Annotated in this window: 25 protein-coding genes; 13 read left to right on the top strand and 12 right to left on the bottom strand. The window is 68.2% G+C overall.

The window, feature by feature from the left end; genetic code table 11:
- Positions 1-104 precede the first annotated feature (104 nt).
- Complete coding sequence (locus tag GGQ59_RS07705) at positions 105-986, bottom strand: rhomboid family intramembrane serine protease (RefSeq protein WP_183817192.1); 882 nt, start codon at positions 984-986, stop codon at positions 105-107.
- Between the two features lie 46 nt (positions 987-1,032).
- Here GGQ59_RS07705 and GGQ59_RS07710 point away from each other — a divergent pair, with 46 nt between their 5' ends.
- Genes GGQ59_RS07710 through GGQ59_RS07725 form a run of 4 tightly spaced genes read left to right on the top strand, consistent with a single transcriptional unit; the run spans position 1,033 to position 4,269 of the window.
- On the top strand, positions 1,033-1,644 hold the full coding sequence (locus GGQ59_RS07710) for a PilZ domain-containing protein (protein WP_183817193.1): 612 nt from the start codon (positions 1,033-1,035) through the stop codon (positions 1,642-1,644).
- A gap of 8 nt (positions 1,645-1,652) precedes the next feature.
- Positions 1,653-2,177, top strand: coding sequence for a GYF domain-containing protein (locus tag GGQ59_RS07715; protein ID WP_183817194.1), 525 nt, complete (start codon positions 1,653-1,655; stop codon positions 2,175-2,177).
- Positions 2,178-2,235: 58 nt separating this feature from the next.
- Positions 2,236-2,946: a response regulator gene (locus GGQ59_RS07720; RefSeq protein WP_183817195.1), complete on the top strand. Its 711-nt coding sequence runs from the start codon at positions 2,236-2,238 to the stop codon at positions 2,944-2,946.
- A gap of 6 nt (positions 2,947-2,952) precedes the next feature.
- Positions 2,953-4,269 (top strand): ATP-binding protein, encoded by a 1,317-nt coding sequence (locus tag GGQ59_RS07725; RefSeq protein ID WP_183817196.1) that lies wholly within the window; start codon positions 2,953-2,955, stop codon positions 4,267-4,269.
- Here GGQ59_RS07725 and GGQ59_RS07730 read toward each other — a convergent pair.
- Together GGQ59_RS07730 and GGQ59_RS07735 are read right to left on the bottom strand one after the other, a co-directional pair.
- Positions 4,253-5,662, bottom strand: a complete 1,410-nt coding sequence (locus tag GGQ59_RS07730) for an outer membrane protein assembly factor BamB family protein (protein ID WP_183817197.1) — start codon at positions 5,660-5,662, stop codon at positions 4,253-4,255. The two genes, GGQ59_RS07725 and GGQ59_RS07730, sit on opposite strands and share 17 nt — an antisense overlap.
- A 107-nt stretch (positions 5,663-5,769) precedes the next feature.
- A complete protein-coding gene (locus GGQ59_RS07735; RefSeq protein WP_183817198.1) occupies positions 5,770-6,573 on the bottom strand; it encodes a hypothetical protein in 804 nt (267 codons plus the stop codon).
- Between the two features lie 108 nt (positions 6,574-6,681).
- On the opposite strand from GGQ59_RS07735, the gene GGQ59_RS07740 reads away from it, so the two are divergent.
- The 5 genes from GGQ59_RS07740 to GGQ59_RS07760 all read left to right on the top strand — a co-directional run bounded on the left by GGQ59_RS07740 (position 6,682) and on the right by GGQ59_RS07760 (position 11,289).
- Positions 6,682-7,563, top strand: a complete 882-nt coding sequence (locus GGQ59_RS07740; RefSeq protein WP_183817199.1) for a diacylglycerol/lipid kinase family protein — start codon at positions 6,682-6,684, stop codon at positions 7,561-7,563.
- Positions 7,547-8,368, top strand: coding sequence for an inositol monophosphatase family protein (locus GGQ59_RS07745; protein ID WP_183817200.1), 822 nt, complete (start codon positions 7,547-7,549; stop codon positions 8,366-8,368). Before GGQ59_RS07740 ends, GGQ59_RS07745 begins: the two co-directional genes overlap by 17 nt.
- 27 nt (positions 8,369-8,395) lie before the next feature.
- Positions 8,396-9,037, top strand: a complete 642-nt coding sequence (locus GGQ59_RS07750; RefSeq protein ID WP_183817201.1) for a gamma-glutamylcyclotransferase — start codon at positions 8,396-8,398, stop codon at positions 9,035-9,037.
- On the top strand, positions 9,034-10,260 hold the full coding sequence (locus GGQ59_RS07755) for a M24 family metallopeptidase (RefSeq protein ID WP_183817202.1): 1,227 nt from the start codon (positions 9,034-9,036) through the stop codon (positions 10,258-10,260). The genes GGQ59_RS07750 and GGQ59_RS07755 overlap by 4 nt, the downstream gene beginning before the upstream one ends.
- A 72-nt stretch (positions 10,261-10,332) precedes the next feature.
- Entirely contained in the window at positions 10,333-11,289 is a 957-nt protein-coding gene (locus tag GGQ59_RS07760; RefSeq protein ID WP_183817203.1) for a DUF4238 domain-containing protein, read from the top strand.
- Here GGQ59_RS07760 and gor read toward each other — a convergent pair.
- From gor to GGQ59_RS07800, 8 genes are all read right to left on the bottom strand, one after another.
- A complete protein-coding gene (gene gor, locus GGQ59_RS07765; protein ID WP_183817204.1) occupies positions 11,286-12,656 on the bottom strand; it encodes a glutathione-disulfide reductase in 1,371 nt (456 codons plus the stop codon). The genes GGQ59_RS07760 and gor overlap by 4 nt on opposite strands.
- A 64-nt stretch (positions 12,657-12,720) precedes the next feature.
- A complete protein-coding gene (locus GGQ59_RS07770; RefSeq protein ID WP_183817205.1) occupies positions 12,721-14,670 on the bottom strand; it encodes a S9 family peptidase in 1,950 nt (649 codons plus the stop codon).
- 89 nt (positions 14,671-14,759) lie between these two features.
- The gene (locus tag GGQ59_RS07775; protein ID WP_183817206.1) at positions 14,760-15,272 is read right to left on the bottom strand and encodes a hypothetical protein; all 513 of its coding nucleotides are present in this window, start codon (positions 15,270-15,272) and stop codon (positions 14,760-14,762) included.
- Positions 15,273-15,282: 10 nt separating this feature from the next.
- Positions 15,283-16,248, bottom strand: a complete 966-nt coding sequence (gene bioB, locus GGQ59_RS07780) for a biotin synthase BioB (protein ID WP_183817208.1) — start codon at positions 16,246-16,248, stop codon at positions 15,283-15,285.
- Positions 16,238-16,921, bottom strand: a complete 684-nt coding sequence (rpiA, locus tag GGQ59_RS07785; protein WP_183817210.1) for a ribose-5-phosphate isomerase RpiA — start codon at positions 16,919-16,921, stop codon at positions 16,238-16,240. The genes bioB and rpiA overlap by 11 nt, the downstream gene beginning before the upstream one ends.
- Positions 16,922-16,969: 48 nt before the next feature.
- Complete coding sequence (locus tag GGQ59_RS07790; protein WP_183817212.1) at positions 16,970-17,728, bottom strand: HEAT repeat domain-containing protein; 759 nt, start codon at positions 17,726-17,728, stop codon at positions 16,970-16,972.
- A gap of 171 nt (positions 17,729-17,899) precedes the next feature.
- The gene (ftsZ, locus tag GGQ59_RS07795; RefSeq protein ID WP_183817214.1) at positions 17,900-19,360 is read right to left on the bottom strand and encodes a cell division protein FtsZ; all 1,461 of its coding nucleotides are present in this window, start codon (positions 19,358-19,360) and stop codon (positions 17,900-17,902) included.
- 194 nt (positions 19,361-19,554) lie between these two features.
- On the bottom strand, positions 19,555-20,166 hold the full coding sequence (locus GGQ59_RS07800; RefSeq protein WP_183817216.1) for a hypothetical protein: 612 nt from the start codon (positions 20,164-20,166) through the stop codon (positions 19,555-19,557).
- 353 nt (positions 20,167-20,519) lie between these two features.
- On the opposite strand from GGQ59_RS07800, the gene GGQ59_RS07805 reads away from it, so the two are divergent.
- The gene (locus tag GGQ59_RS07805; protein ID WP_183817218.1) at positions 20,520-21,632 is read left to right on the top strand and encodes an FAD-dependent oxidoreductase; all 1,113 of its coding nucleotides are present in this window, start codon (positions 20,520-20,522) and stop codon (positions 21,630-21,632) included.
- 2 nt (positions 21,633-21,634) lie between these two features.
- Here the strand turns inward: GGQ59_RS07805 and GGQ59_RS07810 are convergent, their stop codons facing one another.
- Positions 21,635-22,741 carry a replication initiator protein A gene (locus tag GGQ59_RS07810; protein WP_183817220.1) on the bottom strand — a complete coding sequence of 369 codons (1,107 nt, stop codon included), beginning with the start codon at positions 22,739-22,741 and terminating at the stop codon, positions 21,635-21,637.
- A gap of 710 nt (positions 22,742-23,451) precedes the next feature.
- Here GGQ59_RS07810 and GGQ59_RS07815 point away from each other — a divergent pair.
- From GGQ59_RS07815 to GGQ59_RS07825, 3 genes are all read left to right on the top strand, one after another.
- Positions 23,452-24,453, top strand: a complete 1,002-nt coding sequence (locus GGQ59_RS07815) for an LLM class flavin-dependent oxidoreductase (protein ID WP_183817222.1) — start codon at positions 23,452-23,454, stop codon at positions 24,451-24,453.
- A 69-nt stretch (positions 24,454-24,522) separates the two neighbouring features.
- A complete protein-coding gene (locus GGQ59_RS07820; protein ID WP_183817224.1) occupies positions 24,523-24,687 on the top strand; it encodes a hypothetical protein in 165 nt (54 codons plus the stop codon).
- A 157-nt stretch (positions 24,688-24,844) separates the two neighbouring features.
- Positions 24,845-26,062 carry an AAA family ATPase gene (locus GGQ59_RS07825; protein ID WP_183817226.1) on the top strand — a complete coding sequence of 406 codons (1,218 nt, stop codon included), beginning with the start codon at positions 24,845-24,847 and terminating at the stop codon, positions 26,060-26,062.
- Positions 26,063-26,085 lie beyond the last annotated feature (23 nt).

The raw sequence follows: 26,085 nt of genomic DNA on the forward strand, positions 1-26,085 counted from the left end.
CTCCTCCGTCGCTTCGCCTTCGGAAGGATGCGCCGGGAAGCGCGCCGCACGCAACGCTTGCGCGCAGTCCGCTCAGGCCGGGAAGCGCTCAGCCCAGGAAGAGCTCAGGCCTGGAAGGTCGTGCCGACCCGATCGCGCCGAACGAGCCTGTCGAAGACAGGGAAGGCGAAGAGCCCGAAGAGGTAGCCGCCGATATGCGCCTCCCAGGCGACGTCGAGTCCGCCGCCGGCCAGGCCGCCGAGGCCGAGCGCCGTCAGAAGGTTGAGACCGATATAGACGAGGCTGGCCACGACGACCGGGCGCGAACCCGGCCGCGCCAGCCTGCCCTCCGTCAGCCCGTAGGGCGCGAACGGCCGCAACGCGAAGCGCATCGCAGCCGCCATCAAGCCCGAGATCGCCCCCGACGCGCCGATCAGCATGACCGGCGAGCCCATGTTGAAGAGCAGGAAGAAGAGCGCCCCCGCCACGCCGCAGGCCAGGAAGAAGGCGAGAAACAGGCCTCTGTTCCATGCCCGCGCGCTCGAGCTCTCCGCCTCCACGCCCAGGCGGCGGGCGACGCCGGTGCCGAAGACGACGAAGCCGAGCGCATTGAGGAGCAGGTGAGCGAGGTTGCCGTGAACGAAGAGATGGCCAACGAGCGGCAGGAGAAGGCCGATCCCCCCCTCCCCGCCGGTGATGCCCGACGTGAAACGCAGCGGGATGAAGGCGAGAACGAAGTCCGCGCGCCGGCCGAAGCCGGTCGGCAGGAAGCATATCAGAGAGACGACCACGATCACCGCGAGGAGCCCGCTGACCACGCCCGGAACGATCAGCGCGGGCTCGCGCCCGCCGGAGGCCGCGCCCCGGGTCAGCCCGAGCCTGGCCTCGAGGCGGCGCCTGTTGTCGAAGGGGGATGCCGGCATCCCGTTCAGATAGGGCGTCCGGCCGGAATGCGCATCCCCACGCACGAGCCCGTCTTGGTACGCTTCCTTCAAGGGTTTGTTCATCCGGATCGGGCTAGGCCTTGCGGGCCGTAGGAGTCCGAAGGCCAGCATGACCTTGCCAGCGTCGAGCGAGACCGAGACCTTTCCCGCTCCCGAGATGGCGAGCGAGCCGGCCGAACACCGCCGGCACCGCCGGACGCTGCTCGGCGTCAAGGCGCGCTTCATGCTGCCCGACGGGCAGGAGGGCGAAGGCCGGATCGTCAACGTCTCCGCCGGCGGCGCCCGGATCGAGGCACGCACCGTCACCGCGGTCGGCGACACCATCGTTCTTTACGGCGAGAAGCTCGGACGCCTGACCGGCGAAGTCGTCCGCACCGACAGGTTCGGCTTCGCCCTTCGGTTCACGCACAAGGCACCGCGGGCGAAACGCCTCGCGGATACCCTGACCTGGCTCGTCAACATGCCCGCCTCGGGCGCGGACAAGCGCCGTGCCCGCCGCTACCCGCAGGACAAGCCGGCCCGCATGGTCCTGCCCTGCGGGCGCGTGATCGGCTGCCGGATCCTCGACATCTCCACGACCGGCGCCTCGGTGGGAACCGAAGAACGCCCGCCCAAGGGCAGCCGCGTCGTCATCGGGCGCATGGTGGCCGAGGTCGTCCGCCATCACGAAGAGGGCGTTGGCGTGATCTTTGCAGCGAAGGCTGGAACGAGCCGGAGCTGAGAGAGACGATGCTGGCAACGGACAATTGGTGCATCAAAGTCGCGCAACGCGTCTACGGTCCTTACACCCAGGAACAGATGAGCGCCTTCGCCTCTGAAGGCCGGCTCTCGCCCTCCTCGCTCGTCGCGCCCGCCGGCGGGCGGACTTGGCGCGAAGCGCGCGCCTACCCCGCCCTCTCCGCCTTTCTCGAACGCGGACAGACGAAGCCGTTCGGCAAGTCGACCGAACGCAAGGGCGGCGTGCCGAGCGAAGGCGAGTTGTCGAACTTCGTCGTCGTCTTCGACGTCGCCTCGGGCGCCGCAGGCCGCCTCGCCCCGATCCTGAGCGAGCTCGGCACCGCGTTCCGCCTGACGGACAACGTCTGGGCGCTAGCGACGACACAGTCGGTGACCGGCGTGAAGAATGCGCTCGTCACCCACCTCCAGGCGCGCGAGGCGGTCTTCGTCGTCGACTGCGTGCGTGGACGCACCGTTTGGCAGAACTTCGGCCCCGAGACGCACTCCAAGCTGACCCGATCCTGGATCAAGAGCTGACAGGGCGCCCTGCCCGCGCCCCTTGGACGCGGACGCGGCGGACGTGTAGTCCCTTCTTGTGAGCCAAAGAGACCCGCTATCGAGCCCCGCCGAGGTCGGTGACGACGTTCCCCACGTCCTGGTCGTGGACGACGACGACGGCATCAGGCGCCTCCTCGCCCGCTACCTACGCACCAACGGCCTGATGGTCTCGGTCGCCCGCAACGCGGCCGAGGCCTCCAAGGTCATGGACGGGCTGACCTTCGACGCGCTCGTCCTCGACCTGATGATGCCGGGAGAGGACGGAATCTCCATGACCCGGCGCATACGCGCCGTCTCGGACGTGCCGATCCTGATCCTGACCGCGCGCGGCGACTCGAAAGATCGGATCGAAGGCCTCGAAGCGGGTGCCGACGACTACCTCGCCAAACCCTTCGAGCCGCGCGAGCTCCTCCTGCGGCTGCAGGGCCTCCTCTCCCGCCGGTCGCGGCCGGGCCGGGCCGAGGAGATCCGGTTCGGGCCCAACGTCTTCAACCCGCGCAAGGGAGAGCTGCGCCGGGACGGGGAGCCCGTGCGTCTGACCGGCGCCGAGCTGACCCTGCTCAGAACCCTGTCGGCGAAGCCGGGAGCGGCGATCGACAGGGCGGCGCTGGCCGAGAAGACCGGCGGCTTCGACCGTTCGGTCGACGTCCAGGTCACGAGGCTTCGGCGAAAGATCGAGGACGATCCGCGCGTGCCGACCTACCTTCAGACCGTGCGGGGCATCGGCTACGCGCTGATCGTGGACTGACCGCCCATGCGGCGGCCGCGCCTACGCACCTTCGCGCCGAAGAGCCTTTACGGGCGGACGATCCTGATCGTCGTGCTGCCGATCTTCCTGATGCAGGTCGTGGTCACGATCGTCTTCTTCGACCGGCACTGGGAGGAGGTCACCTCCCGCCTCGCCAAGGGAACGACAGGCGAGCTCGCCCTTCTCACCGAGCTCTGGGAAGAGGCCGACGACGCGGACGAGCGGGCGCAGATCGTGCTGCGCGCGCGCGAGCAGCTCGAGCTCGACATGGGCTTCGTGCGCGGGGAGGTCCTGCCGCCCGAGAACAACCGTGCGATCTTCGAGCCGTTCGACCAGCGCCTGAACCGGGAGCTGCGCCGCCACCTCAGCCACCCTTACGCCTACGATGCGGAGAGCGAAGCCGGCGTGATCACGGTCGGCATACAGCTGCCTGAAGGGGTCCTGACCTACCGCGTGCCGCGCAAGCGGGTGCTGGCGACGGACGGCCACCTCTTCGTTCTGTGGCTGGTCGGCGCCACGGTCCTCCTCGGCTACGCGGCGCTCGTCTTCCTTCGCAACCAGGTCCGCTCGATCACCCGTCTCGCAGAGGCGGCCGAGGCGTTCGGGCGGGGGCGGGACATTCCGGACTTCAAGCCGACGGGCGCGCGGGAAGTCCGCCAGGCGGGGACCGCCTTCCTCGCCATGCGGGCTCGTATCCGCCGCTACGTGCGCCAGCGGACCGAGATGCTGGCCGGGGTCAGCCACGACCTGCGCACGCCGCTGACCCGAATGAAGCTGAACCTCGAGATGCTGCCGGACGGCGAGGAGGCGCGCGACCTTCGCACCGACGTCGCCGAGATGGAGCGAATGCTTCAAGACTACCTCACCTTCGCGAGCGGCGAGGCGGAGGCGGCGTTCGAGAGCGTCGACCTCGCGGCCCTCGCCGACGAGGTCTGCGCCGCGGCGGCGCGGGCGGGGCGGATCGTCACCATGTGGGTGCCGCCTCACCTCACGGTCGAGGCGAAGCCGACGGCGCTGCGCCGGGCGCTCGACAACCTCGTCGGCAACGCGCTGCGCCACGCGCGGACCGTGACCATCACGGTCGAGGCTGCGCCCGAGGAGGTTCTGATCCACGTCGACGACGACGGCCCAGGCATCCCTGCGGAGCGCCGGGCCGAAGCGGTTCGCGCCTTCAGCCGCTTGGAAGAGGCGCGGACGGGCGCGTCCGGCACCGGCCTCGGCCTCGCCATCGTGCGCGACCTCGCCCGTAGCCATGGCGGCAAGCTGATCCTGAGCGAGGCACCGATCGGCGGCCTGCGCGCGACGATCAGTCTGCCGCGCTGACCCCTGCCTGCCGGTAGGCCGAGAGGCGCCCCTCCTCGTCGAGAAGGTAGAGCGTGCCGCCCGCCACGACCGGCGGCACCGTCGTCTCTTCGGCCTTGAACTCGGCGACCGTCGCCCCGTCGAGCGGCGAGGCCAGGAGGAGGCCGCCGCGCGAGGAGGCGAGGATCAGGTTCCCGCCCGCAAGGACCGGTCCCGACCAGCTGATCGGCTTCTTGCGCTTCTTCTCGTTCTCGTAGGCGGGCAGCTGGCGGACCCAGCGGACGCCCCCATCGTTGCGAGCGAGCGCGACGAGGTTCCCGCTCGTCGAGACCATGAACACGGTGTCGCCGGCGACCCAGGGCATGTTGAGCCCCCCGACCGGCTTCTCCCAGGCCGTCTGGCCGGTGCGCAGGTCGATCGCGCTGATCTGGTCGGAATGGCTGACCGCGAAGACCGCGCCCCTGTCCACGACCGGGGCGCCGGCGATGTCGTTGAGGTCGGCGAGCGCGTTCATGCGCGAGGCGCGTCCCACCGTGGCGGACCAGAGGACGCGGCCGTTCTCGGCCTGGAGCGCGACGACCTCGCCCGAGCTGAAGGGCACGATCACCGTGTCGCCGTCGACGGCGGGACTGGCCGAAGACAAGAAGCGCGCGGTCTCCTCGAAGCTTTCATAGGTCCACACCGTCTCGCCCGTCGCCTGATCGAGCGCGACGATCTGGTTCGAGACGGTTACGGCGAAGACCCGTCCGTCCGCGACGGTGGGGGGATTCCGCACGGGGGCGGGAAGCTGCGCCTTCCAGAGGACTTCGCCCGTGTCCTGATCGAGCGCCGCGGCCGTCGCGAAGCCGGTGACCATGAAGACGCGCCCGCCATCGAGCGCGACGCCGCCGCCGAAGCCGATCTCCTTAGGATCGTTGCCGCCCCAGAACTTCCAGAACTTCCCGCCCTCCTCCGACACGTCCGGCGTCAGCGCGGTGCGCCAGGCGACCTTCCCGGTCCCCGCGTCGAAGGCGGTGACCTGCGCCGCGTTGTCGACGGTGAAGACCCGTCCCCCGCCGACCACGGGCGGCGCGGTGAGGGGCGAGCGGTCCGTGCCGCCCGCGCCGATGTCCGCCCGCCAGGCGAGCGCGAAGCTCGACGGCGCGGCCAGGTGGTGCATGGTGTGGTCGGCCTCGCCGCCCGGCTGGGTCCATTCGGCGTTGGCGTAGGGCGGCGGCAGGACGATCGGCACGGCGATGTAGGCCGGGTCCGGCGTAAGCGCCTGGTCGGTCGCGAGGACGGCGATGCGCTCGTTCTCGGGGTCCTCGTCTATCTCGCTGGCGTCGCGGTTCCCGAAGAGGCCCGAGAGCGGATTCGACGCGCAGGCCGTGAGCAGGAGGCACAGCGCCGCCACCTCTCCGCTTCTTCTACCCATCCGCATCCAGCCTCGTCGCCCCGTGCCCATTCCGTCGTCCTCTGGTCGCCCGGCGGCGCTTGTACCGACCGAGGCCGGTGCTGGCATCTGAGCGCTTGGTAAGCGTCTCACTCGGCGCCCTCGTTCTGGTCCGGCGCCGCCTCGGTCGTGGCCTCGCCTTGCGTAGCGGGCACCGGCGCCGGCCGCGCCCCCGGGATCGCGCCCGACTCGCGCAGCTGACGACCGAAGGTCTCGATGAAGTCCTCGGACTGGCTGCCCTGCGCCTCGAGCGGGACGCCCTGCGCCCCCGCATCGGCGAGCGCGGCGAGGAGGTTCGCCCTGTTGCGCAGACCGGCGGGGGTTTCGGGCGCAGCGGCGAGCGCCTCGAGGCTCGTCTCGGCGGAGGCGAAGTCGCCGCGCGCCATGGCCGACAGCGCCGTCACTTCACGGGCGAAGGGCAGGAGACGCTCGGTCGTCACGTTCGCGACGAGCGTGTCCGCGGCCGTGCCGCCGTCTTCGAGCGCGAGGTAGCCGGCGCGGACCCTGGCGAGGTCGGCAAGCGGCGGGGAGGCGAGCTCGTCGTCATAGACCTCGGCATAGGCGCCGAGCGCCGCCTGCCGGTCTCCCGACCGCGCCAGCGCGCCCGCCGCCGCCATCCGGGCGAGCGCCGCGTAGCCATCAGGCGCACGCGCGGCGACCTCGCGAAGCGCATCGGGCTCTCCGGCCTCTAGGGCGGCGGTGTAGGCGGATGCGGCCTCGGCCCGCGTCTCGTGCCGCCGTCCCTCGAGCACCTGGTGGACCCCGATCCCGATCAGCACCAGGATCGCGAGCCCGGCCAGGTAGGGTCCGTAGCGGCGCAGGGCCGCGAGTTGGCGGTCCTGTTGGAGGTCCTCGTCGACCTCGCGCAGGAAGACGTCGTCGTCGGTGGTCATGCGCTGCCTGTCTTGCGTGAGCGGGGGGTGTAGCGACGCCAGGGCGAGGCGGCAACGCCGTGCAGCGTTCGGCCGAACCGAGAAAGCTCACGCGCTGTTTCTCGTTTGATGCGCGTTACGGTCGTCCACAACGAGAATGCCGGTGACGGCGAATCGTCCGGCGACGAGCTCGTGCGCCTCCTCGGCCGGCACGGCCACGAAGCGCGCCTGACGAGGCGCGAGGACATGGACGACGCGCTCGACGCGAAGACCGACCTCGTCGCCGCGGTCGGCGGCGACGGCACCGTCGACGCCGTCGCGCGCCTGTTGGCGAAGACGGGCCTGCCCCTCGCCATCCTTCCGGCCGGCTCCGCCAACAACATCGCGCGCTGCCTGGGCGTCCCGCTCGATGTGGACGAGGCCGTGGCGAGCTGGCCCTGCTCGGCGGTGCGAACGCTCGACATGATCGAGGCGAAGAGCGCGGCGGGCCGCGTCCTGACGATCGAATCCGCCGGGCTCGGCGCGGTGACGGCGGGTCTCCGCGCGGCGCATGAAGAGGACCACGAGGGGGGCGAGGACAAGCTCGCCTTCGGCCGAAACCGTACGGCAGAGACGGTGCGCGAGGCGCCGCCGATCGGCAGCGTCGTCAGCCTCGACGGCGAAGTTCTGCCTGGTTGCCTATTGGCGATCGAGGTCTTGAACCTCACGGGCTGCGGCCCCCGCCTGACGCTGGCGCCGCGCGCCGATCCGGAGGACGGGCTCTTCGACGTGCTCCTCGTCCAGGACGATGAGCGGCGGGACCTCGCCGCTTGGCTGCGCGCGGGCCGGGGCGCGCCGCCGGGCCGGTCGCGCCGCGCCCGGACGATGACGATCCGGGGCCAGGGGGACCCGTTTCGCGTCGGCGACACCTTCTTGGAAACCGCCGGCGAGACGAGCTTGCGCGTGCTGACAGGCGCGCTGCGCGTCCTCGTACCCGATGGCGGGGGACCTACTCATGACGAAGCCGACTGAAGACGACCTCGCCCGCATCGAGGCGGCCGCCGCCGACCTCGCAAGGCTTGCGGGCGCCGAGGCGCAGGCCGCCTTCGGCCGCGTGGTGCGGGTGGCGTACAAGGACGAAGACCCCGTCGCGGCCGGGTTCAAGGATCCCGTTTCGGAGGTGGACCAGGACGTGGAGCGGCTCGTGCGGGCCCGGCTCGCCGAGGACTTCCCGGAGCACGACGTCATCGGCGAGGAGATGGACGAGCGCCCCGGGCGCGGGCACGACTTCGTCTGGGCGATCGATCCGATCGACGGGACGACGAACTTCGTCAACGCCTTCCCGATGTTCTCGAGCACGATCGGCGTGCTTCATCGCGGCGAGCCGGTCGCGGGCGCGGTGTGGTGCTCGACGAGCCACGCGCTGCGGCCCGGCGTCTACTCCGCGCACAGGGGCGGGCGCCTGCGCTTCGACGGCGAGCCCTACGCGCCGCCGAAGAACCCCGGCGTGAAGCGTCGCCTGATCGGCGCGCCGGACGCGCTGTTCGGCCGCGAAGGCCTGCCCGGCGACCTGCGCAAGACGGGCTCGGCCGCGATCGAGTGCGCCTTCGTCGCCGCTGGCCTCCTCTCCGCCGCGCGCTTCCAGCCCTTGAACCTCTGGGACGTGGCGGGCGGGGTCTGCCTCGCGCAGGCGGCGGGGATCGAGGTGCGCGCCGATACCGGTCAGGGAATGGCGCCCTTCGAGCGGTTCGAGCCGATGGCGCGCGGCGGCGCGGCGCCGGACCTTCGCTTCTGGCGCGGCGGGCTGATCCTGGGGCCGCCGGGCGGACTGGCCTGAGCCCTCGCGCCTCGCTACGCCCGCCTTATGCCCTTGATCGCAGGTTACGGTTCACTCCTCTCCGAAGCCTCCGCGCGCGAGACCGTGCCGGACCTCTCAGGCTTCGAGCTCTGCCGCATTCGCGGCTACAAGCGCGTCTTCGACAAGGTCGCGATGGTGTTCTTCGAGCGCCACGGCGCGACGGCGGATAGGCGCGACATCGCAGCGCTTTCGACGCGCCCCGCGCCCGGCTTCGAGATGGTCGGCTGCAGGTTCCACGTTCCCGACGCCTCCCTCCCCGCCCTCTTCGAGCGCGAGCACCGCTACCGCTGGGTGATGGCCGAGACGGTCGGGCCTGACGGCACGGTCACGCCCGCACGGATGACGACGGCCACGACGGACGAGGACTATCTGCTCAACAAGTGCGTCACCGAGGCGGAGTACGAGCGGCGGGTCGGCCGGTTCTACCGGGGCAAGCTCTGGCGCGAGGACGTGCTGCCCTTCCCCACCTACCTCGCCTTCGTCCTGCGCGCGGTCCGGTCGGTGTCGGAAGCGGTCTATGACGACTTCCTCGACACGACGTTCCTCGCGGACGGCGAGACGACGATCCGCACCTATCTGGCCGAGACCCCGGACTGGGACGCGAGCGCGGGGAACACCTACAGCTATCTCGACGAGGAGCCGTCATGATCGACAAGCGCAGCCTTCTCAAAGGCGCCGCCGCCCTCGCCGCAGCGCCGCTCGCGAATGCGTCGGCCACAGCGGGGCCCGCGGTCCGCGCGAGCCGTCCCGTGCCGCCCGCGATCACGCCGGAGGAGCACCGGGCGCGGCTCTCCAAGCTCCAGCGTCTGATGGGCGAAGCGGGCACGGACCTCGTCGTCCTCGAGCCCGGCGCGCCGATGACCTACTTCACCGGCCTGCGCTGGTGGCGGTCCGAGCGGCCGACCCTGGCGCTGGTCCCGCAAGAGGGCGACGTGCAGGTCGTCACGCCGGGCTTCGAGGCGCCGTCCGTCCGCGAGAGCCTGCTGGTCCCGGCGGAGGTCTCGGTCTGGCAGGAGGACGAGGACCCCTTCGCGCTGGCCGCGCGCCTCGTGGGCGAGCCGAAGCGGATCGGAATCGAGGAGACGGTGCGCTTCTTCATCGCGGACGGGATGCGCGGCGCCCTGCCCGAGGTGAAGGTCGTGCCGGCGGCGCCGATGACCCGCGCCTGCCGCATGATCAAGTCGCCCGCAGAGCTCGCGCTGATGCAGGCGGCGACCGACGCGACGATGCGGGCGTACGGAGCGACCTTCGAGCAGATCCGCGTCGGCATGGCGGCGCGCGCGGTCTCGGGGATCATGCGCGAGGCGATGCAGGCGGAGGGGCTGGAGCCGGAGTTCGCGCTCGTGCTCCTGAACGAAGCGAGCGCCTACCCGCACGGGACGGAGGCGCCGCAGACGGTACGCGAGGGGGGCATCGTCCTCATGGACTGCGGCGGCACGCTGCGCGGCTACCAGTCCGACGTCTCCCGCACCTTCGTCCTCGGCGAGCCGACCAAGCGCCAGCAAGAGGTCTGGGACACGGTCAGGCGCGGACAACAGATCGCGATGGAGACGGCGCAGGTGGGGGTGCCGGCGGGCGCCGTCGATAAGGCCGTACGCGACTACTACGAGGCCGAAGGCTGGGGGCCCGGCTACAAGACGCCAGGCCTGTCCCACCGCCTCGGCCACGGCATCGGCATGGAGGGGCACGAGCCGATCAACCTGGTCGGGAACGAGACGACCGAGCTGGCCCCCGGCATGTGCTTCTCGAACGAGCCGGGGCTGTACGACTTCGAAAGCTTCGGCGTGCGGCTGGAAGACTGCTTCGTCGTGACGGAGGACGGCCCGCGCGCGTTCTCGCCGTTCCAGCCGGAGATCGGGCGGCCAGTTTGAATGCAGTCGTAGACTCTTGCAAATTCGTTATCGCTCGATTGTATAGTCAAAATCAATAAGTTCTTTTATTCTATGACACAAGATAGTAACAAAGTAACAAATACTGTACCGCGTCGGCATCATTACGTCTGGCGATATTATCTAGAAGCATGGGCAGTAGATGGGGCTGTCAGCGTCGTTCGTGATCAAGACGTGTTCGCTACAAATCCGATCAATCTGGCGGTACAGAAAGATTTCTATCGCCTGTCCGAGATGAGTTCAGGCGATAGACAAATCATAGAAGAATTTATCGCTCGTACGGAAAGCGAGCCACATATGCGACAGCTATATATGAGGTTCCTCGATCAGTTCTTCATGCCATCCCTTTTCAAGAAGTATTTTGCTGAATGGGGAATAGAAGACCTAGACGCTGAAAAGTTTATAGAAAATATGGAAATAGCTTTAGAAGAAACATACCACAGCTTAATAGAATCAGATAATATACCGCACTTAGATGCCTTAAGGTCTGGCAATCTTCAGTTCTGGAATGACGATGCGTCGGCCACCAAGTTCGTTTCTTTTCTGTGCCATCAGCACCTTCGTACAAAACGTATACGGGATTCAGTCGTAGAACAATTCCGTCAACACAGCGACCCGACTTTTGCTGTCAGGCTACTGCCAATAATGAGAGCGATCTTGTCTCAGAAATTCGCCAGAAGCATCTGCGCAGAAAGAGATTTATGGGACATAAGAATAATAACCACAAACACCGACGAAGTGTTTATTACGAGCGATCAACCAACCCGGAATTTGTTATCAGGCGAAGGCCACGATCATCTTTGCCTCTTCTACCCTATTTCACCGAAAAGTGCCTTGCTTCTCGAGAAGGTCACGAATCAACGAATATTTGACAATCGAACCCTTCTCTCCTGCGAGGAAGTAATGGAACTGAATATAGACACTCTAAAACACAGCCACGAGCAAGCATTCGCAAACTCCCAGGAATACCTCAAATCTATATTAGATCGCGCTCAGAAATCGCACGCTTAACTCTCTTTCCGCTTCGTCAGCGTCACCAGCTCCTCCGCACTCGTCGGGTGCAACGCACACGTCTCGTCGAACTCGCGCTTGGTGACCCCGTGCTTGATCGGGATGGCGAGGGCCTGGATCATCTCGGGCGCCTCGTGGCCGACGATGTGGCAGCCCATGACGAGGTCGGTCTCGCGTTCGACCACGAGCTTCATCAGCATGCGCTCGGGGTTGCCCGACAGCGTGTTCCGCATCGGCCGGAAGTCGGTCTCATAGACGTCGACCGCGTGGCCGGCTTCGGCGCAATGCGTCCGCGCCTCGTCCTCGGTGTAGCCGACCGAGCCCACGGGCGGCTGGCTGAAGACGGCCTTGGGCACGAAGCGGTAGTCCATGCGGGTGGGCACCCCGCCGAACTCGGTCCGCGCGAAGGCCGCGCCCTCGCGGATCGCGACCGGCGTCAGGTTGATGCGGTTCGTCACGTCCCCGATCGCCCAGACGGAAGCCACGTTGGTCCGGCTGTGCTCGTCGACGAGGATCTCGCCGTAGCGGCCGGTCTCGACGCCGACGGCTTCGAGGCCGAGCCCGGCGGTCTTCGGCCGGCGACCTACGGCCCAGAAGACGAGGTCGGTCTCGATCGGCTCGCCCTTGGTCAGGTGGACGCGGCGGGCGTCGCCGACCGCCTCGATCTTCGTGAAGACGCGCTCGTTGAGGTAGGTGATCCCCTTCTCGCGCAGCGCGGTCTCGACCGCCGCCGACACCTCTTTGTCGAAGGCACGCAGCAGGCGTTCGCCCCGGTAGACGAGAGTCGTCTCGACCCCGAGACCGGCCATGATGAAGGCGAACTCCACCGCGATGTAGCCGCCGCCCGCGATCACCGCGCGCTTGGGCAGTTCTGGCAGGTCGAAGGCGTCGTCCGAGACGATGCCGTGCTCGTGGCCGGGGATGGTCTCATCGCGGATGGGCTCGCCGCCGACCGCGATCAGGATGCGCTCGGCGGTCACCTCGCGGCCGCCCGCTAGGGTGACCGTGTGCGGGTCTTTCAGGACGGCGCGCTCCTCGATCAGCGTGACGCCGTTGGAGGCGAGTATGCGCTTGTAGATCGCGTTCAGCCGGTCGATCTCGGCGTCCTTGTTGTCCCTCAGCACGTTCCAGTCGAAGGACACGTTCTGCGCCGTCCAGCCATAGCCCTTGGCGTCCTCGAAGGCGTGGGCGTACTCGGACGCGTAGACGAACAGCTTCTTCGGCACGCAGCCGCGGATGACGCAGGTACCGCCGACGCGGGACGCCTCGGCCACGGCGACCCTCGCGCCTAGCTGCGCCGACATGCGCGCCGCGCGGACCCCGCCGGAGCCCGCGCCGAGAACGAAGAGGTCGTAGTCGTAAGCCATGAAGCGCGCTCCGCTGCCGCAGCGCCCTCATGACAGAGCCGGGGCGGGGTTAGAACCCCGCGCCCTAATCCGCCCCGCCGATGTGGCCGTGCAGGAAGGCGGAGAGCGACTTCGCATAGGCGATGTCGGTCTCCCATTCGTAGAAGGTGTGCCCTTCGTCCTCGTACTCGTGGTACTCGACGGGGCGGCCGGCCTTCCTGAGCGCCTTCTCCATGTCGCGCGACTGCTCGACCGGTACGTTGTCGTCTGCCTCGCCATGCGCGAGGTGGACGGGTAGCGGATAGCTGGCCGCGTAGCTGAGAGGCGAGGTCCGTTCGAGGCGGTTCCGGTCCCGATCCGGATCACCGATCGCTTTCAGCCAGTAGTCGTAGACCTCCGACCTCCGACCGTGAGCCTTGCGGTCGGCCTTGAGCTGTCCGCGCAGATCGGTCACGCCCGCGAGGCTCGCGACGCAGGCGTAGAGCTGCGGCGTCGTCGCGCCGCCGTAGAGCGCCGCGTAGCCGCCATAGCTGGCCCCGACGATGCAGGTCCGCTTCGGCTCGGCGAGGCCCCTCGATTGAAGGTGCAGAACCGCGTCGGTGACGTCGTCCTGCATGACCCCGCCCCACTGGCCGTAGCCCGCCTCGGCGAAGCTGCGCCCCTTGCCCGAAGAGCCGCGGAAGTAGGGCTGCAGCACGCGGTAGCCGCGCGAGGCGAGGAACTGGACCATGGGATCCCAGTCGTAGACGTCGCGCGCCTCGGGGCCGCCATGCGGCATCACCACGAGCGGGGCGGGCGCGTCCTCCGAGAGGCCTGCGGGGTGCGTCACATAGGCGGTCAGCGCGGTGCCGTCGCGTCCCATGTAAGGCTCGATCGTCGTGCGCCCGAGGGCGGTCCGGTCGATCCCTTCCTTGTCGTCGAAGAGGTAGGTCAGCCGCGCCTTGTCGTAATCGTAGACGTGGAACTCGCCGGGCATGGTCGGCGAGCGGACGTAGAGCACCGCGAAGCGGCCGTTGCGCGAGCCGCCCCAGAAGTGAACGTTCGCGTCGTTCTCGAAGTAGACGTCGAGGCCGCGGATGTGCGCCTGCGCCTTCTTGTCGAGAAGCAGCGTCTCGAGCCGGTCGCGCTGGACCCGCGCCCCGAGGAGGCTGCCGTCACGGGCGTCGGTCAGCGCCGTGATCACGTCGGCGCCGTCAGCCTCGATCACCGTCTCGACGAACTCGTCCGTCTCGTAGTCGTAGAGCTTGATGCTCGAGAACTCCTCGTCCTCCGGATGGGCGAGGACGTAGTAGCGGGACTTCCCCTCCGCCGGTGCGACCGGCCAGAAGTCGCGTTCCTCCTCGTCCTTCTTGCCGCCGAGACGAACCGAGCGGATCTTGCGCCACTTCTCCTCGCCCTCCTCGCGGGCGTAGATGCGGACGTAGCGGCGGCTGCTGGTCAGGTCGGCACGCAGGACCGCCCGCCCGGAGGCGTCGGTGAACCAGGCCACCGTGTCGTCGTCGCCGCGCTCGACGCGCTCGGCTTCGCCCGTCTCGACGTTGACCCGCCAGAGGTGGTTCCCGCCGACGCTGTAGGCCGGCATCAGCACGTGGTTAGGATCGTCCGGCAGCATGTCGGTGACGCGGCCCAGGAAACGGTTGCGCCTGAGCGTGCCGCGCTCCGTCTCGAACATGACCGCGACGTCGCCCGTCGTGATGTCGACGGTCAGGGTCCGCTGACCGACGCGGTAGGTCTCGCTTCGATAGTCGTCGAGGATGTCGATGGTCAGGAGCACGCGCCGGTCGTTGACCCAGGTCAGGCTTCGGACGGGGTAGTCGCCGAGGTCGATGGTCCGCACCGCCTCGTTCGTGGCGAGGTCACGAACTTGGATGGAGTCGTCGCCGTCATGGACGGTGTAGGCGATCTTGTCCCCCGACGGCGCCATCGCGACCGTGCCGACGAGGTCGCTGCGAAAGAGGGTCTCGGCAGGAATGGGGGCGGCCCACCCCCCTGTGGTGGCCACGAGCCAAAGTCCGGCCGTCAGAAGCACCTTCATCACGTCCCCCCCTCCCCTCGGCGAAGCTTACCGAGTTGAAAGGTGATGCGCAAATCTTTGCGATTGGGTGAAATCGGCCATGCAAAGGCCTACGGCATGAAACCGATGCCGCCCTCGTAGCGCTCGTCCCTGAAGGTCGCGAGGTCGCGCCGGAACAGCGACATCAGCTCGCGGTGAAGCGCTTCGTGCACCGGCGTCAGCTGATCTTCGAACTCCAACGGCACGCGGATCATGGGTTGGTTCGCGACGAAGACGTCGAATGTGTCCCCCGTCACCTCGACCCGCACGCCAGTGCGAAGCCAGAGCGAGCCCGAATCCTCCTCGTGCGGGACGGTAACGCAGACGCCGAAGGTCACGGGCTCCAGCCGGATGACCTTGGCCGGATCGAAACCGAAGGCCTGGTCGCCGTAGTCCTTGGCCGGATCGAACGGTCCCTCGGCGGGCACGGCGGAGACGCAGGACGGATCGCAGCCGAGATAGGCAGCGAAGCCTTCCACGACGGCGAGGCCGAAGGCGCGGGAGCGAAGAAAGTTCTCCATCGCCGCGTCGCCATAGTCGTGGATCGCGGCGCGAAGCTGTTCGTAAGGGGTATGATTCGCCATTCGGAAAGGGTCAGCGGCTCGACGGCCGCAGGTCCAGCCTTTCGAACAGGCGCGCGTCGGCCGAAGGCTCGGGGTTGTCCTTCGTCAGCAGGACCTCGCCGACGAAGACGGAGTTCGCGCCCGCCAGGAAGCAAAGCGCCTGGCACTCGTCGGTCATCTCGTCCCGGCCGGCGGACAGGCGCACCACGCTTCGTGGCATGGTGATCCGCGCGGTGGCGACGGTACGGACGAACTCGAAGGGGTCGATCCGGCGCCGCCCCTCGAGCGGCGTACCCTCGACCGGAATGAGCGCGTTGATCGGCACCGAGCCGGGATGCTCCTCGAGGGTGCAGAGCGCGTGGATCATCCCCGCGCGGTCCTCGCGTCCCTCACCCATGCCCAGGATGCCGCCCGAGCAGACCTGAATACCGGCAGAGCGAACCCGGCCGAGCGTCGCGAGGCGGTCCTCGAAGGTACGGGTCGTGACGACCTCGCCGTAGAACGCCGGCGAGGTGTCGATGTTGTGGTTGTAGTAGTCGAGGCCGGCTTCGGACAGCGCCTCGGCCTGCGCATCCGTCAGCATGCCGAGGGTCATGCAGGTCTCGAGGCCCATCGCCTTGACGTCGGCGATCATGCCGCAGATCGCGGGCAGGTCCCGATCCTTCAGCTCGCGCCAGGCGGCGCCCATGCAGTAGCGCTGCGCACCGGACGCCTTCGCCGCGCGGGCCTTCTTCGCCACCTCTTCGCGCGGCATCAGCTTTGAGGCCTTGAGCCCGGTCTCCCAATGCGCCGACTGGCTGCAATAGCCGCAGTCCTCCGCGCAGCCGCCCGTCTTGATGGATAGGAGCTGCGACATCTGGAGTTCGGAAGGGTCGAAGTTCGCGCGATGCACCTCGGCGGCGCGGAAGACGAGTTCCATGAAGGGCAGGTCCATCAGGGCACGGACCTCGGCCTTCGTCCAATCCGTTCGCACGGCCGCGGGCGCGCTATCGTACATCTTGCCGCTCCGCCCCCGCTTCGGTACCGAAGTAGATCGTGTCCGCAACGCCGATGAAGAGGCCGGTGCCGACGACGCCGGGGATCATGGTGAGCGCGCGGTCGAGCGCGGCGGCGTCCGTGATCCGTCCGAGCCTGAGGTCGACGATGTAATTCCCTCCATCGGTGAGGCGGAAGCCGCCCTGCGCGGGTCGCAAGGTGAGCTCGGCCTCCGCGTAGCCGTGTTCGGCCAGGACCTCGCGCATCCGCCGGACGGTCAAGCCCCAGGCGAAGCGCTCGACCTCGACCGGCAGGGGGAAGGCGCCGAGTTGGCCGACGCGCTTCGAGGCGTCGGCGATGACGACGAACCTTCGCGCCGCGCTCGCGACGATCTTCTCGCGCAGGAGCGCCGCGCCGCCGCCCTTGATGAGGTCGCCGCGCGGGTCGGCCTCGTCGGCGCCGTCGACCGCGAGGTCGATCACGGTCGCCTCGTCCGGGACGGTGAGGGGGATCCCGAGTTCGGTCGCCAGGCCTGAGACCTCGTCGGAGGTCGGCACGCCCTGAACGTCCCGGCCCGATGCGGCGAGGAGGCGAAGGAAGGCTTCGGACGTCGATCCGCTGCCGAGGCCCAGCGTCATGCCGTCCTCGACCTCGGCCAGCGCCGCGCGGGCGGCGTTCTCTTTAAGGGTGCTCATGAGAGCCGGGTTAGCGGGCGGGCGAAGCGGGGGGAAGCGTAGGGGCTGCTAGTCGGCTGAGGCGGCCTCGCGCAGGATCTCCAAAGCTGCGTTGAGGTCGGCGTCATCTTCAAACTCGCCGAGCCTCGCTTCCAGGAAGGGGATAAGCTCCGGCACGCGAGAAAGTCCGGCAACCTCTAGCAAGATCGTAAGCGGCTCCTTCTCGCAGAGGGCTGCTTTCAAGGCTTCGATCCCTTCCGGCACCTGCCGCTTCGCTAGGCCGTAGATCGCTTCCGTGCGCGTATCTTCGTCCTCATCGGAAAGACGTGCTGTGAGAGCGGCCCGGATCTCCGGACCGTCCGCATCACTTTGCGCGCCGAGAGAGAAAGTCGCCCAGTCCCGCACGGTCGCGTCTTCGTCCGCACTGAGCAGAATGAGCGTCTGCCAGCCCGCCTCCTCGTCACCCGGTAGGCAGCTCGCGACAGCGTGACGAACTTCGGCGTCCTCGTGCGAAGCAAGCTGGAGATGGTCGAGGAGAACTTCTGCTGCGTCTTGATGGTAGAGACCATGAATGGCGGCGGCCTGAACGGCTGGTGAGACGTCAGCGAGCAAACGGGACAGGACGGGCACGGCCTTCGATGTGAAGCCACTCGGCCTCGCACTCCAGCCTATTCGAGCGAGCAAATCGGCTGCGGCCTCGCGCTCGATCGGATCCTCGCTGTCCGCCATCCCCACAGCCGCTTCCACATCCGTCGGCGCACCGCGGCGATGGAGGACGGCTAGCAACTCCCAAGCTGCATCGTCCCGCCCCGCGCGGCGGTGCGCCACAACTGCGTCGAGCGTCGGAACGGGAACGATCTCGGTCATCGGATCGTTCTACCAGTCTCGTCAGCCAAGCCCAAACGTCAGAGGGCCCGGCACCTCGTGGTGCCGGGCCCTCTCTTTCTTGCCCTTCGGCCCGAGGGAGCGTTGGGCGTCAGGACAGCTCGCTCCTTCGCCTTAGTTGTGGCGGCGGAGGAAGGCGGGGATCTCCAGGTCTTCGGGCGTCTCGCCGAAGACATCGGCGTCGGCGCGGGGGCGGCGGGGGGCCGGCCCGGTGGGTTGCGGCGTCAGCGTCTTGCCGAGGGCGCCCCGCAGCGCGCCGATCGCGTCCGAGACCGGGCTCGCGGCCTTCTGCCCACGGAAGGGGTTGGGTCGCTGCTGCGGCGTGACGGACTGGCGGATCGGGGTCGGCTGGTCTTCGGTCAGGAGGCGCCGGATCCGTTCGTGCACGTCGCCGACCGGGTTGGCCGCGGCTTCCGCGGACAGGCTGCCCGCGTCGAAGGCGACGACCGAGGGCTCGTCCGCGGCCTCGGGGGCAGGCGCGGGCGCCTCTGCGACCGGTTCGGGAGCAGGCGCGGGTTCCGCGGCGGGGGCTTTGACGGCGTCGGCCGCGGCAGGCGCCGCCTTCGCGGCCGTTCCGGTGCGCGGTGCGGTCGGGACAGCCTCTTCGGCCGTCCGCTCGATGCCGGTCGCGACGACCGAGACGCGCATCGTGCCCTGCAGGTCCTGGCTGAAGGTCGAGCCGACGATGATGTTGGCGTCGGGATCGACCTCGGAGCGGATGCGGTTGGCCGCCTCGTCGACCTCGAAGAGCTTCATGTCGAGTCCGCCAGTGATGTTGATGAGCACGCCCTTGGCACCCTTCATCGAGGTCTCGTCGAGGAGCGGGTTCGAGATCGCGGCGGCAGCGGCGGCGGCGGCGCGGTTCTCGCCCGAGGCCTCGCCGGTGCCCATCATCGCCTTGCCCATCTCGGACATGACCGCGCGCACGTCGGCGAAGTCGAGGTTGATGAGGCCGGGGACGATCATCAGGTCGGTGATGCCGCGCACGCCAGCGTGCAGGACCTCGTCCGCCATGGCGAAGGCGTCCTGGAAGGTGGTGTTCTCGTCGGCGAGGCGGAACAGGTTCTGGTTCGGGATGATCAGCAGCGTATCGACGTGGCGCTGCAGCTCCTCGATGCCCTCCTCGGCGATCCGCATGCGGCGGGCGCCTTCGAAGTGGAAGGGCTTGGTGACGACGCCGACCGTCAGGATGCCGAGTTCACGCGCGGCCTTGGCGATGACGGGCGCGGCCCCCGTGCCGGTGCCGCCGCCCATGCCGGCGGTGATGAAGAGCATGTTCGAGCCTTCGATCAGGCCCATCACGTCCTCGATCGACTCCTCGGCGGCCGCCTCGCCGATCTGAGGGCGCGAGCCGGCGCCGAGGCCACGGGTCACGTCGGTGCCGAGCTGCAGCTTGTGGGTCGCCTTGTTGAGGGCGACGGCCTGCGCGTCGGTGTTGGCGCAGACGAACTCGACGCCTTCGAGCTGCGCCTGGATCATGTTGTTGACCGCGTTGCCGCCAGCCCCGCCCACGCCGATCACGGTGATTTTAGGGGTGAGGTCGGTGAAGGCGGAAGCGTTCATGTTGAGCGGCATGGGAGACCCCGAAGCTGGTGGCGGTATCAGGGTTAAAGGATCGGTCAGCGAGGTTAGCGGACGGTTAACGCCGTTAACGAAATGCACCCCGAATCGCAGCGTTGCAGCCTGTCCGGCCTGCACGAAGGAACGCGCCCCGGCGGTGCCGAGGCGCGTCCTGCAAGGCTCCTCTCCGGAGCGCGGGCAACAGGGTCCTAGTAGACCCCGCGGCCCGACTTCAGCGCCGCGAAGTTTTCGACCTCGTCGTCTTCCAGCATGGCGTTGCCGTCCATGTCGGCGTCGGCGAAGTCCGAACGGCGCGCGTCCTCCAACTCGTCGAGGCTCAGCGAGCCGTCGTCCCCGGCGATCATCGCGAACTTCGCCACCAGGTAATCCGAAGCGGTCATGCCACTCTCGCTCGGCGTCACGTCGGAACCCTCGTCGGCCGCATCGGCCTCCGCGACGACGGTGTCGGACATACCGGCTTCGGCATCAGCCGAGGTCGTCATAGCGGCCGATACGCCCGCATCTCCTGCCGCCGACATGATCGCCACGAACTCTTCCTGGGTGAGCAGGTCGTCGCCGTCGGCATCGGCCTCGGCGAACTCGTTGCGGGCCTGGGTGAGAGCGTCCTCTTCGGACAAGCCGCTGGCCGCGGGCTGCGTCTCGGCCGTCTCTACCGGCGCCGTCGGGTCGATGGCGGTCCCCTCTTCGGAGAGGATGCCGGCGTCCGCGGCGCGCTGATCGAGCGCGTCGTCCTGCTGCGCATGGGCGGCGCCGACGAGCACGAAGCCAGCGGCGGTGGTCATTGCGAGAAACTTGTTCATGACTTAGTCCTCCGAAGTGCAACTCGCCCCGCCATGGGGGCCCTATCGCTACGATGAAGTATGTAGGGAAGGCTTCTGTCCGAACTACGTTGTCTTCTTGATATTTTCGCCTTGGCTTGGATGAAGGTGCCTTAATCTAAACTTCAATACTGCGAAGTTCACTCCTGTGGGAGTTCACGAACACTGGAGGAGAGAGAACGGCCGGCCTTTGTTACGGATCAGCTTCGTCCCCAACGCACACTCCGTTATCGTGAGGGCCGTGATTCGAAGTTTCCCCGCCCCCCCGCCGATCCGCCGTGCCGATGAGAGTGCGGGGCGCCGACAGGGCGCCGGCGCGACACCGACGCACCGGCATGGCTGAGATCGTCCTCGTCGGCGGGGGGCATGCCCACGCGCTCGTCCTCGCGCGTTGGGCGCGAGGGGCCCGTCCGGCGTCGCGGGTCACCCTCGTAACGCCGGAGCGGAGCGTGCCTTATACAGGCATGCTGCCTGGCTACGTCGCCGGACACTACCCGCGCGAGGCGCTGCGCATCGACCTCTCCCGCCTTTGCGCCGCGATCGGCGCCCGTCTCGTCGAGGGGCGGGCCTGCGGCCTCGACGAGGGCACGGAGACCGTTCGGCTGGAGGACGGGCGTCTGCTTCCCTTTGATGTCCTGTCGCTCGACATCGGCATTCACGGGCGGACGGACGCTCTGCCCGGCCTTCGCGAGCACGGCGTCGGCGCAAAGCCGCTCGGCCCCTTCTCGACGGCTTGGGACGGCTTTCTCCGCGACGTCTCGCAAGGGGGCGCGGCGCCCGAAGCGGCGGTGATCGGCGGCGGCGTGGCGGGCGTCGAGCTCGCTTTGGCGATGGCGTTCCGCCTGCGCAACGAAAGGCGGGCCAAGGTCACGCTGATCGAGCGGTCCGAGCGCCTCCTCGAAGGCGCGCACGGACGGACGCGGCGAAGGCTCGCCGCCGCGCTGAACCTCTGGAGCGTTCGGGTGCTGACGGGCGCAGCGGTCGAAGCCGTCACGGAGCGCGGCGTGAGGTTGGAAGGCGGCGGCTTCGTCCCGGCGAGCCTCACCGTCGCGGCCACCGGCCCCGTGCCCTACCCCTGGCTCGAGACGACCGGGCTGACGCTCGAAGACGGATATGTCTCGGTCGACGGCTGCCTTCGGGCGCTCGGGCAGGCGCGGATCTTCGCGGCCGGGGACTGCGCTCACCTCACGCGCAGCCCTCGAGAGAAGGCCGGGGTCTACGCCGTGCGGGAGGCGCCGGTGCTCGCGGTCAACCTCTGCCGGGCCGTGGAGGGAAGGCGCGACCTCAAGCCTTACCGGCCGCAGCGGAACTACATGAAGCTGGTCTCGATGGGCGAGCGGCGGGCCGTGCTCGAACGCGGCCTCCTCTCGGTGTCCGGTGGCTGGGCGTGGCGCCTCAAGGACGAGATCGACCGGCGCTTCGTGAGCAGCCTGACCCCGCCGCGCTGAGCTCAGGCGTTGATCGGGTTGTTCTTCGCGTAGGTCGTGAAGAAGGCCAGGAACGCCGCGTCCGGCTTGCGGGGCGCCTCCTTGCCCTCGGCCCACCGCTTCCACTCCTCGAGCACGAAGTACTTGTCGTAGCCCGGGAACATGGCGCCCGCCCGCGTCAGCGCCTCGCCCGTGACGTGAAGGTCCGCGGGCCTGGCCCGCATTGGCGTCGCGGCCTCGGGTTCCAAGACCTCGATCCGTGCCGGGCCCCGGCCCGGCCGCCCCTTCGGCGTGAAGAGGACCTGCGGCGTCCTCTTCGTGATCTTCGGGTTGAAGCCTTCGGCCTGGATCATCCGCGCGCCGTCGCAATCGGGCACCTCGATGATGGCGACGTCGTATTCGGGGATCGACTGCCGCTCGGCGACCTCGCGCAGGGCCGCCTTGAACTTCGCGGCCCGGTCCTCCGAGCCCACCTTCAGCTGCAGCTTCTCGAGGCCGACGTGCCAACAGCGCTGCTGGCCGCAGTGGACGCGGGCGATCTCGTAGAGGCGCCGCTCGATCGGGGAGAGAGAGAAGTAGGCGAGGTCGTAGGTCAGGATCTTCTGATCCTTGATCAGCGCCCGGTAGAGCCAGTCGCAAAGCCGGACCTTCACCGCCGTCAGGCGCTTCTTGCCGTTCGCGTCCTTGGAGTAGCTGAGGCGCGCTTCGGACAGCCAGGAGAAGTAGCCGTCTTCGCCCTCGCCGCCCGCCTCGATGTTGGTCTTGATCTGCGTGCCTTGCAGCCGCTCGAGCGCGCCCTGGATCCTGTCGTAGGAGCGGGCCGAGCGGTTCCCGCCGATGACCCGAAGAAAGTCGTGCGCGGTGAAGGCGTAGTCCTGGCTCGGGGTCTCGCAGCGCTTCATCTGCGCGACGAGGAGGCTGGCGATGTAGAGCAGGATCTCCTTGTCGTAGATCGTCGCGACCCCGGTCTGCGAGGGGCGCACCTCAATCGTGACGCAGTCGTCCTGATAGGTCACCGGCGTCATCCGGCGGCCCTTGGACAGCGCGAAGAAGGGGAAGGCCATGACCGAACGTTCGCCCTTCACCTTGCCGTGGAGCGGGCTGTCGAGTTCCGGCAGGGCGAGTTGCATGGCGTCTTTCCGTCTTCGTCCCTCAAAGCACGAGCCCTGAGTCGCATGTGTCCCAGACTGACTCACTCCGGGACGGAGTCATCCGATTCGGCTCGTGCTTTCGAGGACAGGTCCCCGAAAGCACGAGCCTATGCACGCCCAGGGCGGGCTTGGGGGGCTCAGTTTCCCCCAAAAGGGCGGTTCGGCGACTCGATTCGTGCCTTCGGGGACGAATCGGCGGGGGCGGCGCGACTCAGTCGTGCTTTTGGGGACTCACCGAGTCCGCGATTCGATCAAGCCCGAATCGCACGCTTCGTTTTGCACCGGGAACGGTCGTGCCTGGACCGGTGGGTCGTCCCCGAAAGCACGAGCGGCGGGGTGCGTTCCCCCTCATCCTCCCGAAGGGAAACCTCCGGCCGCGCAGCGGGATTTAGAATCTAGGGTTAGGAAGGTTAAAAGGTTAGCAGTCGGTTAACGCACTGATCTTGCGAGATTCTTTCGCGGACTACGTCCCCGTTCCCACGAAGAACGGTCCGCGTTGCCACGAAGGGACGATCCGTGATGACACGAGCACCCATCCGCGAAGTCACGAAGGACAGCCGCCGGCGGTCCCCGTTCGCACGAACCAGGTTCTACCCAGACAAGTCCTCGAACCCACGAACCGAATCGTCTTCGTGCGATGACGGACTCGGCTTCCTATCTGTTCCCCTCGACCGCTTCGGGAGCCCGCCATGATCCCCCTCTCCATCCTCGACCTCGCCCCGATCGTTGAAGGCAGCGACGCCCAATCCGCGCTGAGGGCGTCGGGGCGCCTCGCCAAGCATGCGGAGGGCGAAGGCTACACGCGCTACTGGATGGCCGAGCACCACAGCATGACGGGCGTCGCGAGCGCGGCGACCGCCGTCGCGCTCTCCTACGTCGGTAGCCAGACGAACAGGATCCGTATCGGTGCGGGCGGCGTCATGCTGCCGAACCATGCGCCCCTCACCATCGCGGAGCAGTTCGGGACGCTCGCGACCTTGTATCCCGGCCGGGTCGACCTCGGCCTCGGCCGCGCCCCCGGCGGCGACCTCGCGACGGCGAAAGCCCTGCGCAGGAACAGCACGGCGAATGAGAGCTTCCCCCAGGATGTCCAGGAACTGCTCGGCTACCTCGCGGACGGGCGCTCCAGCGCCGTGGTTCGGGCGATCCCCGGCGAAGGGACGAAGGTGCCGGTCTGGATCCTGGGCTCCAGCCTCTACGGCGCGCAGCTCGCCGCCGCGTTGGGCCTGCCTTACGCCTTCGCTTCGCACTTCGCGCCGGCCGCGTTGTCTCAAGCGCTCGACGTCTACCGCCGGAGCTTCCGGCCGTCCTCACACGCGTCCCGGCCGTACTTCATGCTGGCCGCGAACGTCTTCGCGGCGGACACCCATGACGAGGCGCTCTTCCTTCGCAGTTCGGCCGAACAGGCCTTCGCGAACCTCATGAGCGGCAGGCCGGGCCCCCTCCCCCGGCCCGACGCGGACTTCGCGGATCGGATCGATCCGGGCATCCTCGCTTCGGTCAGGAAGGCCCTCTCGGTTTCGGCGACGGGCACGGTAGAAGACGTCCGCGCGGATCTGTCCCGGCTCGCCGAGGCTTACGCGCCCGACGAGATCATCCTGACCGGGAACATCCACGACGAGGCGGCCCGCCGACATTCGTTCAGCCTGGCGATGGAAGCGATGCGAGGGGTGAAGGCAGCCGCCGCTTAAGCGTCCGCGCCTTGTGGCACCGAACCGGTCTTTCTACATGCTGATGGGGCGTTGAAGAAGGAGGGGACCATGGGCGGAAAGACGAAGCGAAGCTACGCTTTGACGGGCGTGTGGGGTTCGGCGCTAGCGATCGGCGTGATGCTTATACAAATTGGCGCTCCTGACTTCGTTAGCGGCGTCGTATTCGGTCTTTCTATCGGCGCCGGCATCATGATGGTCGCGCTGCGAAGCTAGCGCTTGCGAACGGACGGAAAGCCTCGGCGCGCCGTCGCGTTCGTCGGGGCCTGCTGCGGTTCGCAGGGCGCGTCCCCTCGAAGCGCCGCAAAGCGTTAAGGCGGCGTTCATCTTTACCTTGGTTAATAGCGGGTGAACCCGCTGCCGAGGACCCGCCATGTCCGCCGCGCCGAAGCTCGACGCCGCTACAGAAGAAACCCCCGCTGCCGACGCGTCGTTGGAGCGCATCCGACGGCTGGTCCGCGTTGCCGACGGCATTTTGAGCTCCATGCGGCAGATCGCGGATGAGCGGCAGCGCGAGACGAGCGGGCGGCGCTACAAGCTGACCGAAGTCTCGGAGATGCTGGACAAGTCCGTGGACGCGATCCGGCGCGCGGAGGCGGCGGGCCTCCTGCCCCAGCCCGAGTTCAGGCCGTCCGGGCAGCGCCTCGGCTACACCCTCGCCGAGGTGAACCGGATGCGGGACCACTTCGGGCGCCGGCCTTGGCGGGCGGCGGACGACGAGCCCGTTCTCCTCGCGGTCCAGAACTTCAAGGGCGGGGTCGGCAAGTCGACCATCGCCGTGCACGCCGCGCAGCACCTCGCCGAGCGCGGCTACCGTGTGCTGATCGTGGATGCGGACAGCCAGGCCTCGACCACGACGCTCTTCGGCTTCAACCCGGACCGCGACATCGAGGTCGAGGACACGCTGCTGCCCTACCTGATCGGAGACCGGGCCGACGGGCTAGGCTACGCGGCGCGCGCGACCCATTGGGACGGGCTCGACCTGATCCCCGCGAACCTCGGGCTCTACTCGGCCGAGTACATCATCAGTCAGCAAGTGAAGGGCAACGTCGCGCTCCTCTCGCGCATGAAGACGGGCCTGCGCGAGGTCGCGCGGAACTACGACGTGGTCGTCATCGACCCGCCGCCCGCGCTCGGCATGATCTCGCTCTCGGTCTTGCAGGCCGCGAACGCGATCCTGATCCCGACGCCGCCGAGCTCCATCGACTTCGCATCGACCGCCGCCTACCTCTCCATGCTCGAAGAGGTCGTCGAGACCCTGGTCGAGACGTTGCGTCTGCCGGTCGCCTACAGCTTCGTCTCGCTCCTCGCGACCAAGATCACGCCCGCCAAGGGCGCCCACGAGGCGATGCGCGAGGTGATGGGCCACTGCTTCGGCCGGGACATCCTGCCGACCGCCCTCCTCGACTCGGCGGAGTTCGACACGGCGTCGGTCGAGATGCGCACCGTCTACGAGCATGATGGCGCGACTACGAAGACGCACAAGCGCTGCCGCAACAACCTCGCCGCGGTGATGGGCGACCTCGAGACCCAAATCCGCAGGACTTGGCCGAGCTACAGGGCGGCTCTTCGCGCCGAGGGCATCGCCTGAGCGTGCACCCGTGCACGCTCCTC

Origin of the sequence: Parvularcula dongshanensis, from assembly GCF_014199615.1 — a bacterium.
Classification (GTDB): domain Bacteria; phylum Pseudomonadota; class Alphaproteobacteria; order Caulobacterales; family Parvularculaceae; genus Parvularcula; species Parvularcula dongshanensis.

What these genes read in the sequence shown, in the direction of transcription:
- gor (WP_183817204.1), bottom strand. Translation starts at nt 12,656, where the DNA reads ATGGCTTACGACTACGACCTCTTCGTTCTCGGCGCGGGCTCCGGCGGG.
- GGQ59_RS07740 (WP_183817199.1), top strand. Translation starts at nt 6,682, where the DNA reads ATGCGCGTTACGGTCGTCCACAACGAGAATGCCGGTGACGGCGAATCG.
- GGQ59_RS07750 (WP_183817201.1), top strand. Translation starts at nt 8,396, where the DNA reads ATGCCCTTGATCGCAGGTTACGGTTCACTCCTCTCCGAAGCCTCCGCG.
- GGQ59_RS07825 (WP_183817226.1), top strand. Translation starts at nt 24,845, where the DNA reads ATGTCCGCCGCGCCGAAGCTCGACGCCGCTACAGAAGAAACCCCCGCT.
- GGQ59_RS07800 (WP_183817216.1), bottom strand. Translation starts at nt 20,166, where the DNA reads ATGAACAAGTTTCTCGCAATGACCACCGCCGCTGGCTTCGTGCTCGTC.
- GGQ59_RS07805 (WP_183817218.1), top strand. Translation starts at nt 20,520, where the DNA reads ATGGCTGAGATCGTCCTCGTCGGCGGGGGGCATGCCCACGCGCTCGTC.
- GGQ59_RS07810 (WP_183817220.1), bottom strand. Translation starts at nt 22,741, where the DNA reads ATGCAACTCGCCCTGCCGGAACTCGACAGCCCGCTCCACGGCAAGGTG.
- GGQ59_RS07735 (WP_183817198.1), bottom strand. Translation starts at nt 6,573, where the DNA reads ATGACCACCGACGACGACGTCTTCCTGCGCGAGGTCGACGAGGACCTC.
- GGQ59_RS07755 (WP_183817202.1), top strand. Translation starts at nt 9,034, where the DNA reads ATGATCGACAAGCGCAGCCTTCTCAAAGGCGCCGCCGCCCTCGCCGCA.
- GGQ59_RS07725 (WP_183817196.1), top strand. Translation starts at nt 2,953, where the DNA reads ATGCGGCGGCCGCGCCTACGCACCTTCGCGCCGAAGAGCCTTTACGGG.
- GGQ59_RS07705 (WP_183817192.1), bottom strand. Translation starts at nt 986, where the DNA reads ATGAACAAACCCTTGAAGGAAGCGTACCAAGACGGGCTCGTGCGTGGG.
- GGQ59_RS07730 (WP_183817197.1), bottom strand. Translation starts at nt 5,662, where the DNA reads ATGGGTAGAAGAAGCGGAGAGGTGGCGGCGCTGTGCCTCCTGCTCACG.
- GGQ59_RS07710 (WP_183817193.1), top strand. Translation starts at nt 1,033, where the DNA reads ATGACCTTGCCAGCGTCGAGCGAGACCGAGACCTTTCCCGCTCCCGAG.
- GGQ59_RS07715 (WP_183817194.1), top strand. Translation starts at nt 1,653, where the DNA reads ATGCTGGCAACGGACAATTGGTGCATCAAAGTCGCGCAACGCGTCTAC.
- GGQ59_RS07745 (WP_183817200.1), top strand. Translation starts at nt 7,547, where the DNA reads ATGACGAAGCCGACTGAAGACGACCTCGCCCGCATCGAGGCGGCCGCC.
- GGQ59_RS07815 (WP_183817222.1), top strand. Translation starts at nt 23,452, where the DNA reads ATGATCCCCCTCTCCATCCTCGACCTCGCCCCGATCGTTGAAGGCAGC.
- rpiA (WP_183817210.1), bottom strand. Translation starts at nt 16,921, where the DNA reads ATGAGCACCCTTAAAGAGAACGCCGCCCGCGCGGCGCTGGCCGAGGTC.
- GGQ59_RS07820 (WP_183817224.1), top strand. Translation starts at nt 24,523, where the DNA reads ATGGGCGGAAAGACGAAGCGAAGCTACGCTTTGACGGGCGTGTGGGGT.
- GGQ59_RS07770 (WP_183817205.1), bottom strand. Translation starts at nt 14,670, where the DNA reads ATGAAGGTGCTTCTGACGGCCGGACTTTGGCTCGTGGCCACCACAGGG.
- bioB (WP_183817208.1), bottom strand. Translation starts at nt 16,248, where the DNA reads ATGTACGATAGCGCGCCCGCGGCCGTGCGAACGGATTGGACGAAGGCC.
- ftsZ (WP_183817214.1), bottom strand. Translation starts at nt 19,360, where the DNA reads ATGCCGCTCAACATGAACGCTTCCGCCTTCACCGACCTCACCCCTAAA.
- GGQ59_RS07760 (WP_183817203.1), top strand. Translation starts at nt 10,333, where the DNA reads ATGACACAAGATAGTAACAAAGTAACAAATACTGTACCGCGTCGGCAT.
- GGQ59_RS07775 (WP_183817206.1), bottom strand. Translation starts at nt 15,272, where the DNA reads ATGGCGAATCATACCCCTTACGAACAGCTTCGCGCCGCGATCCACGAC.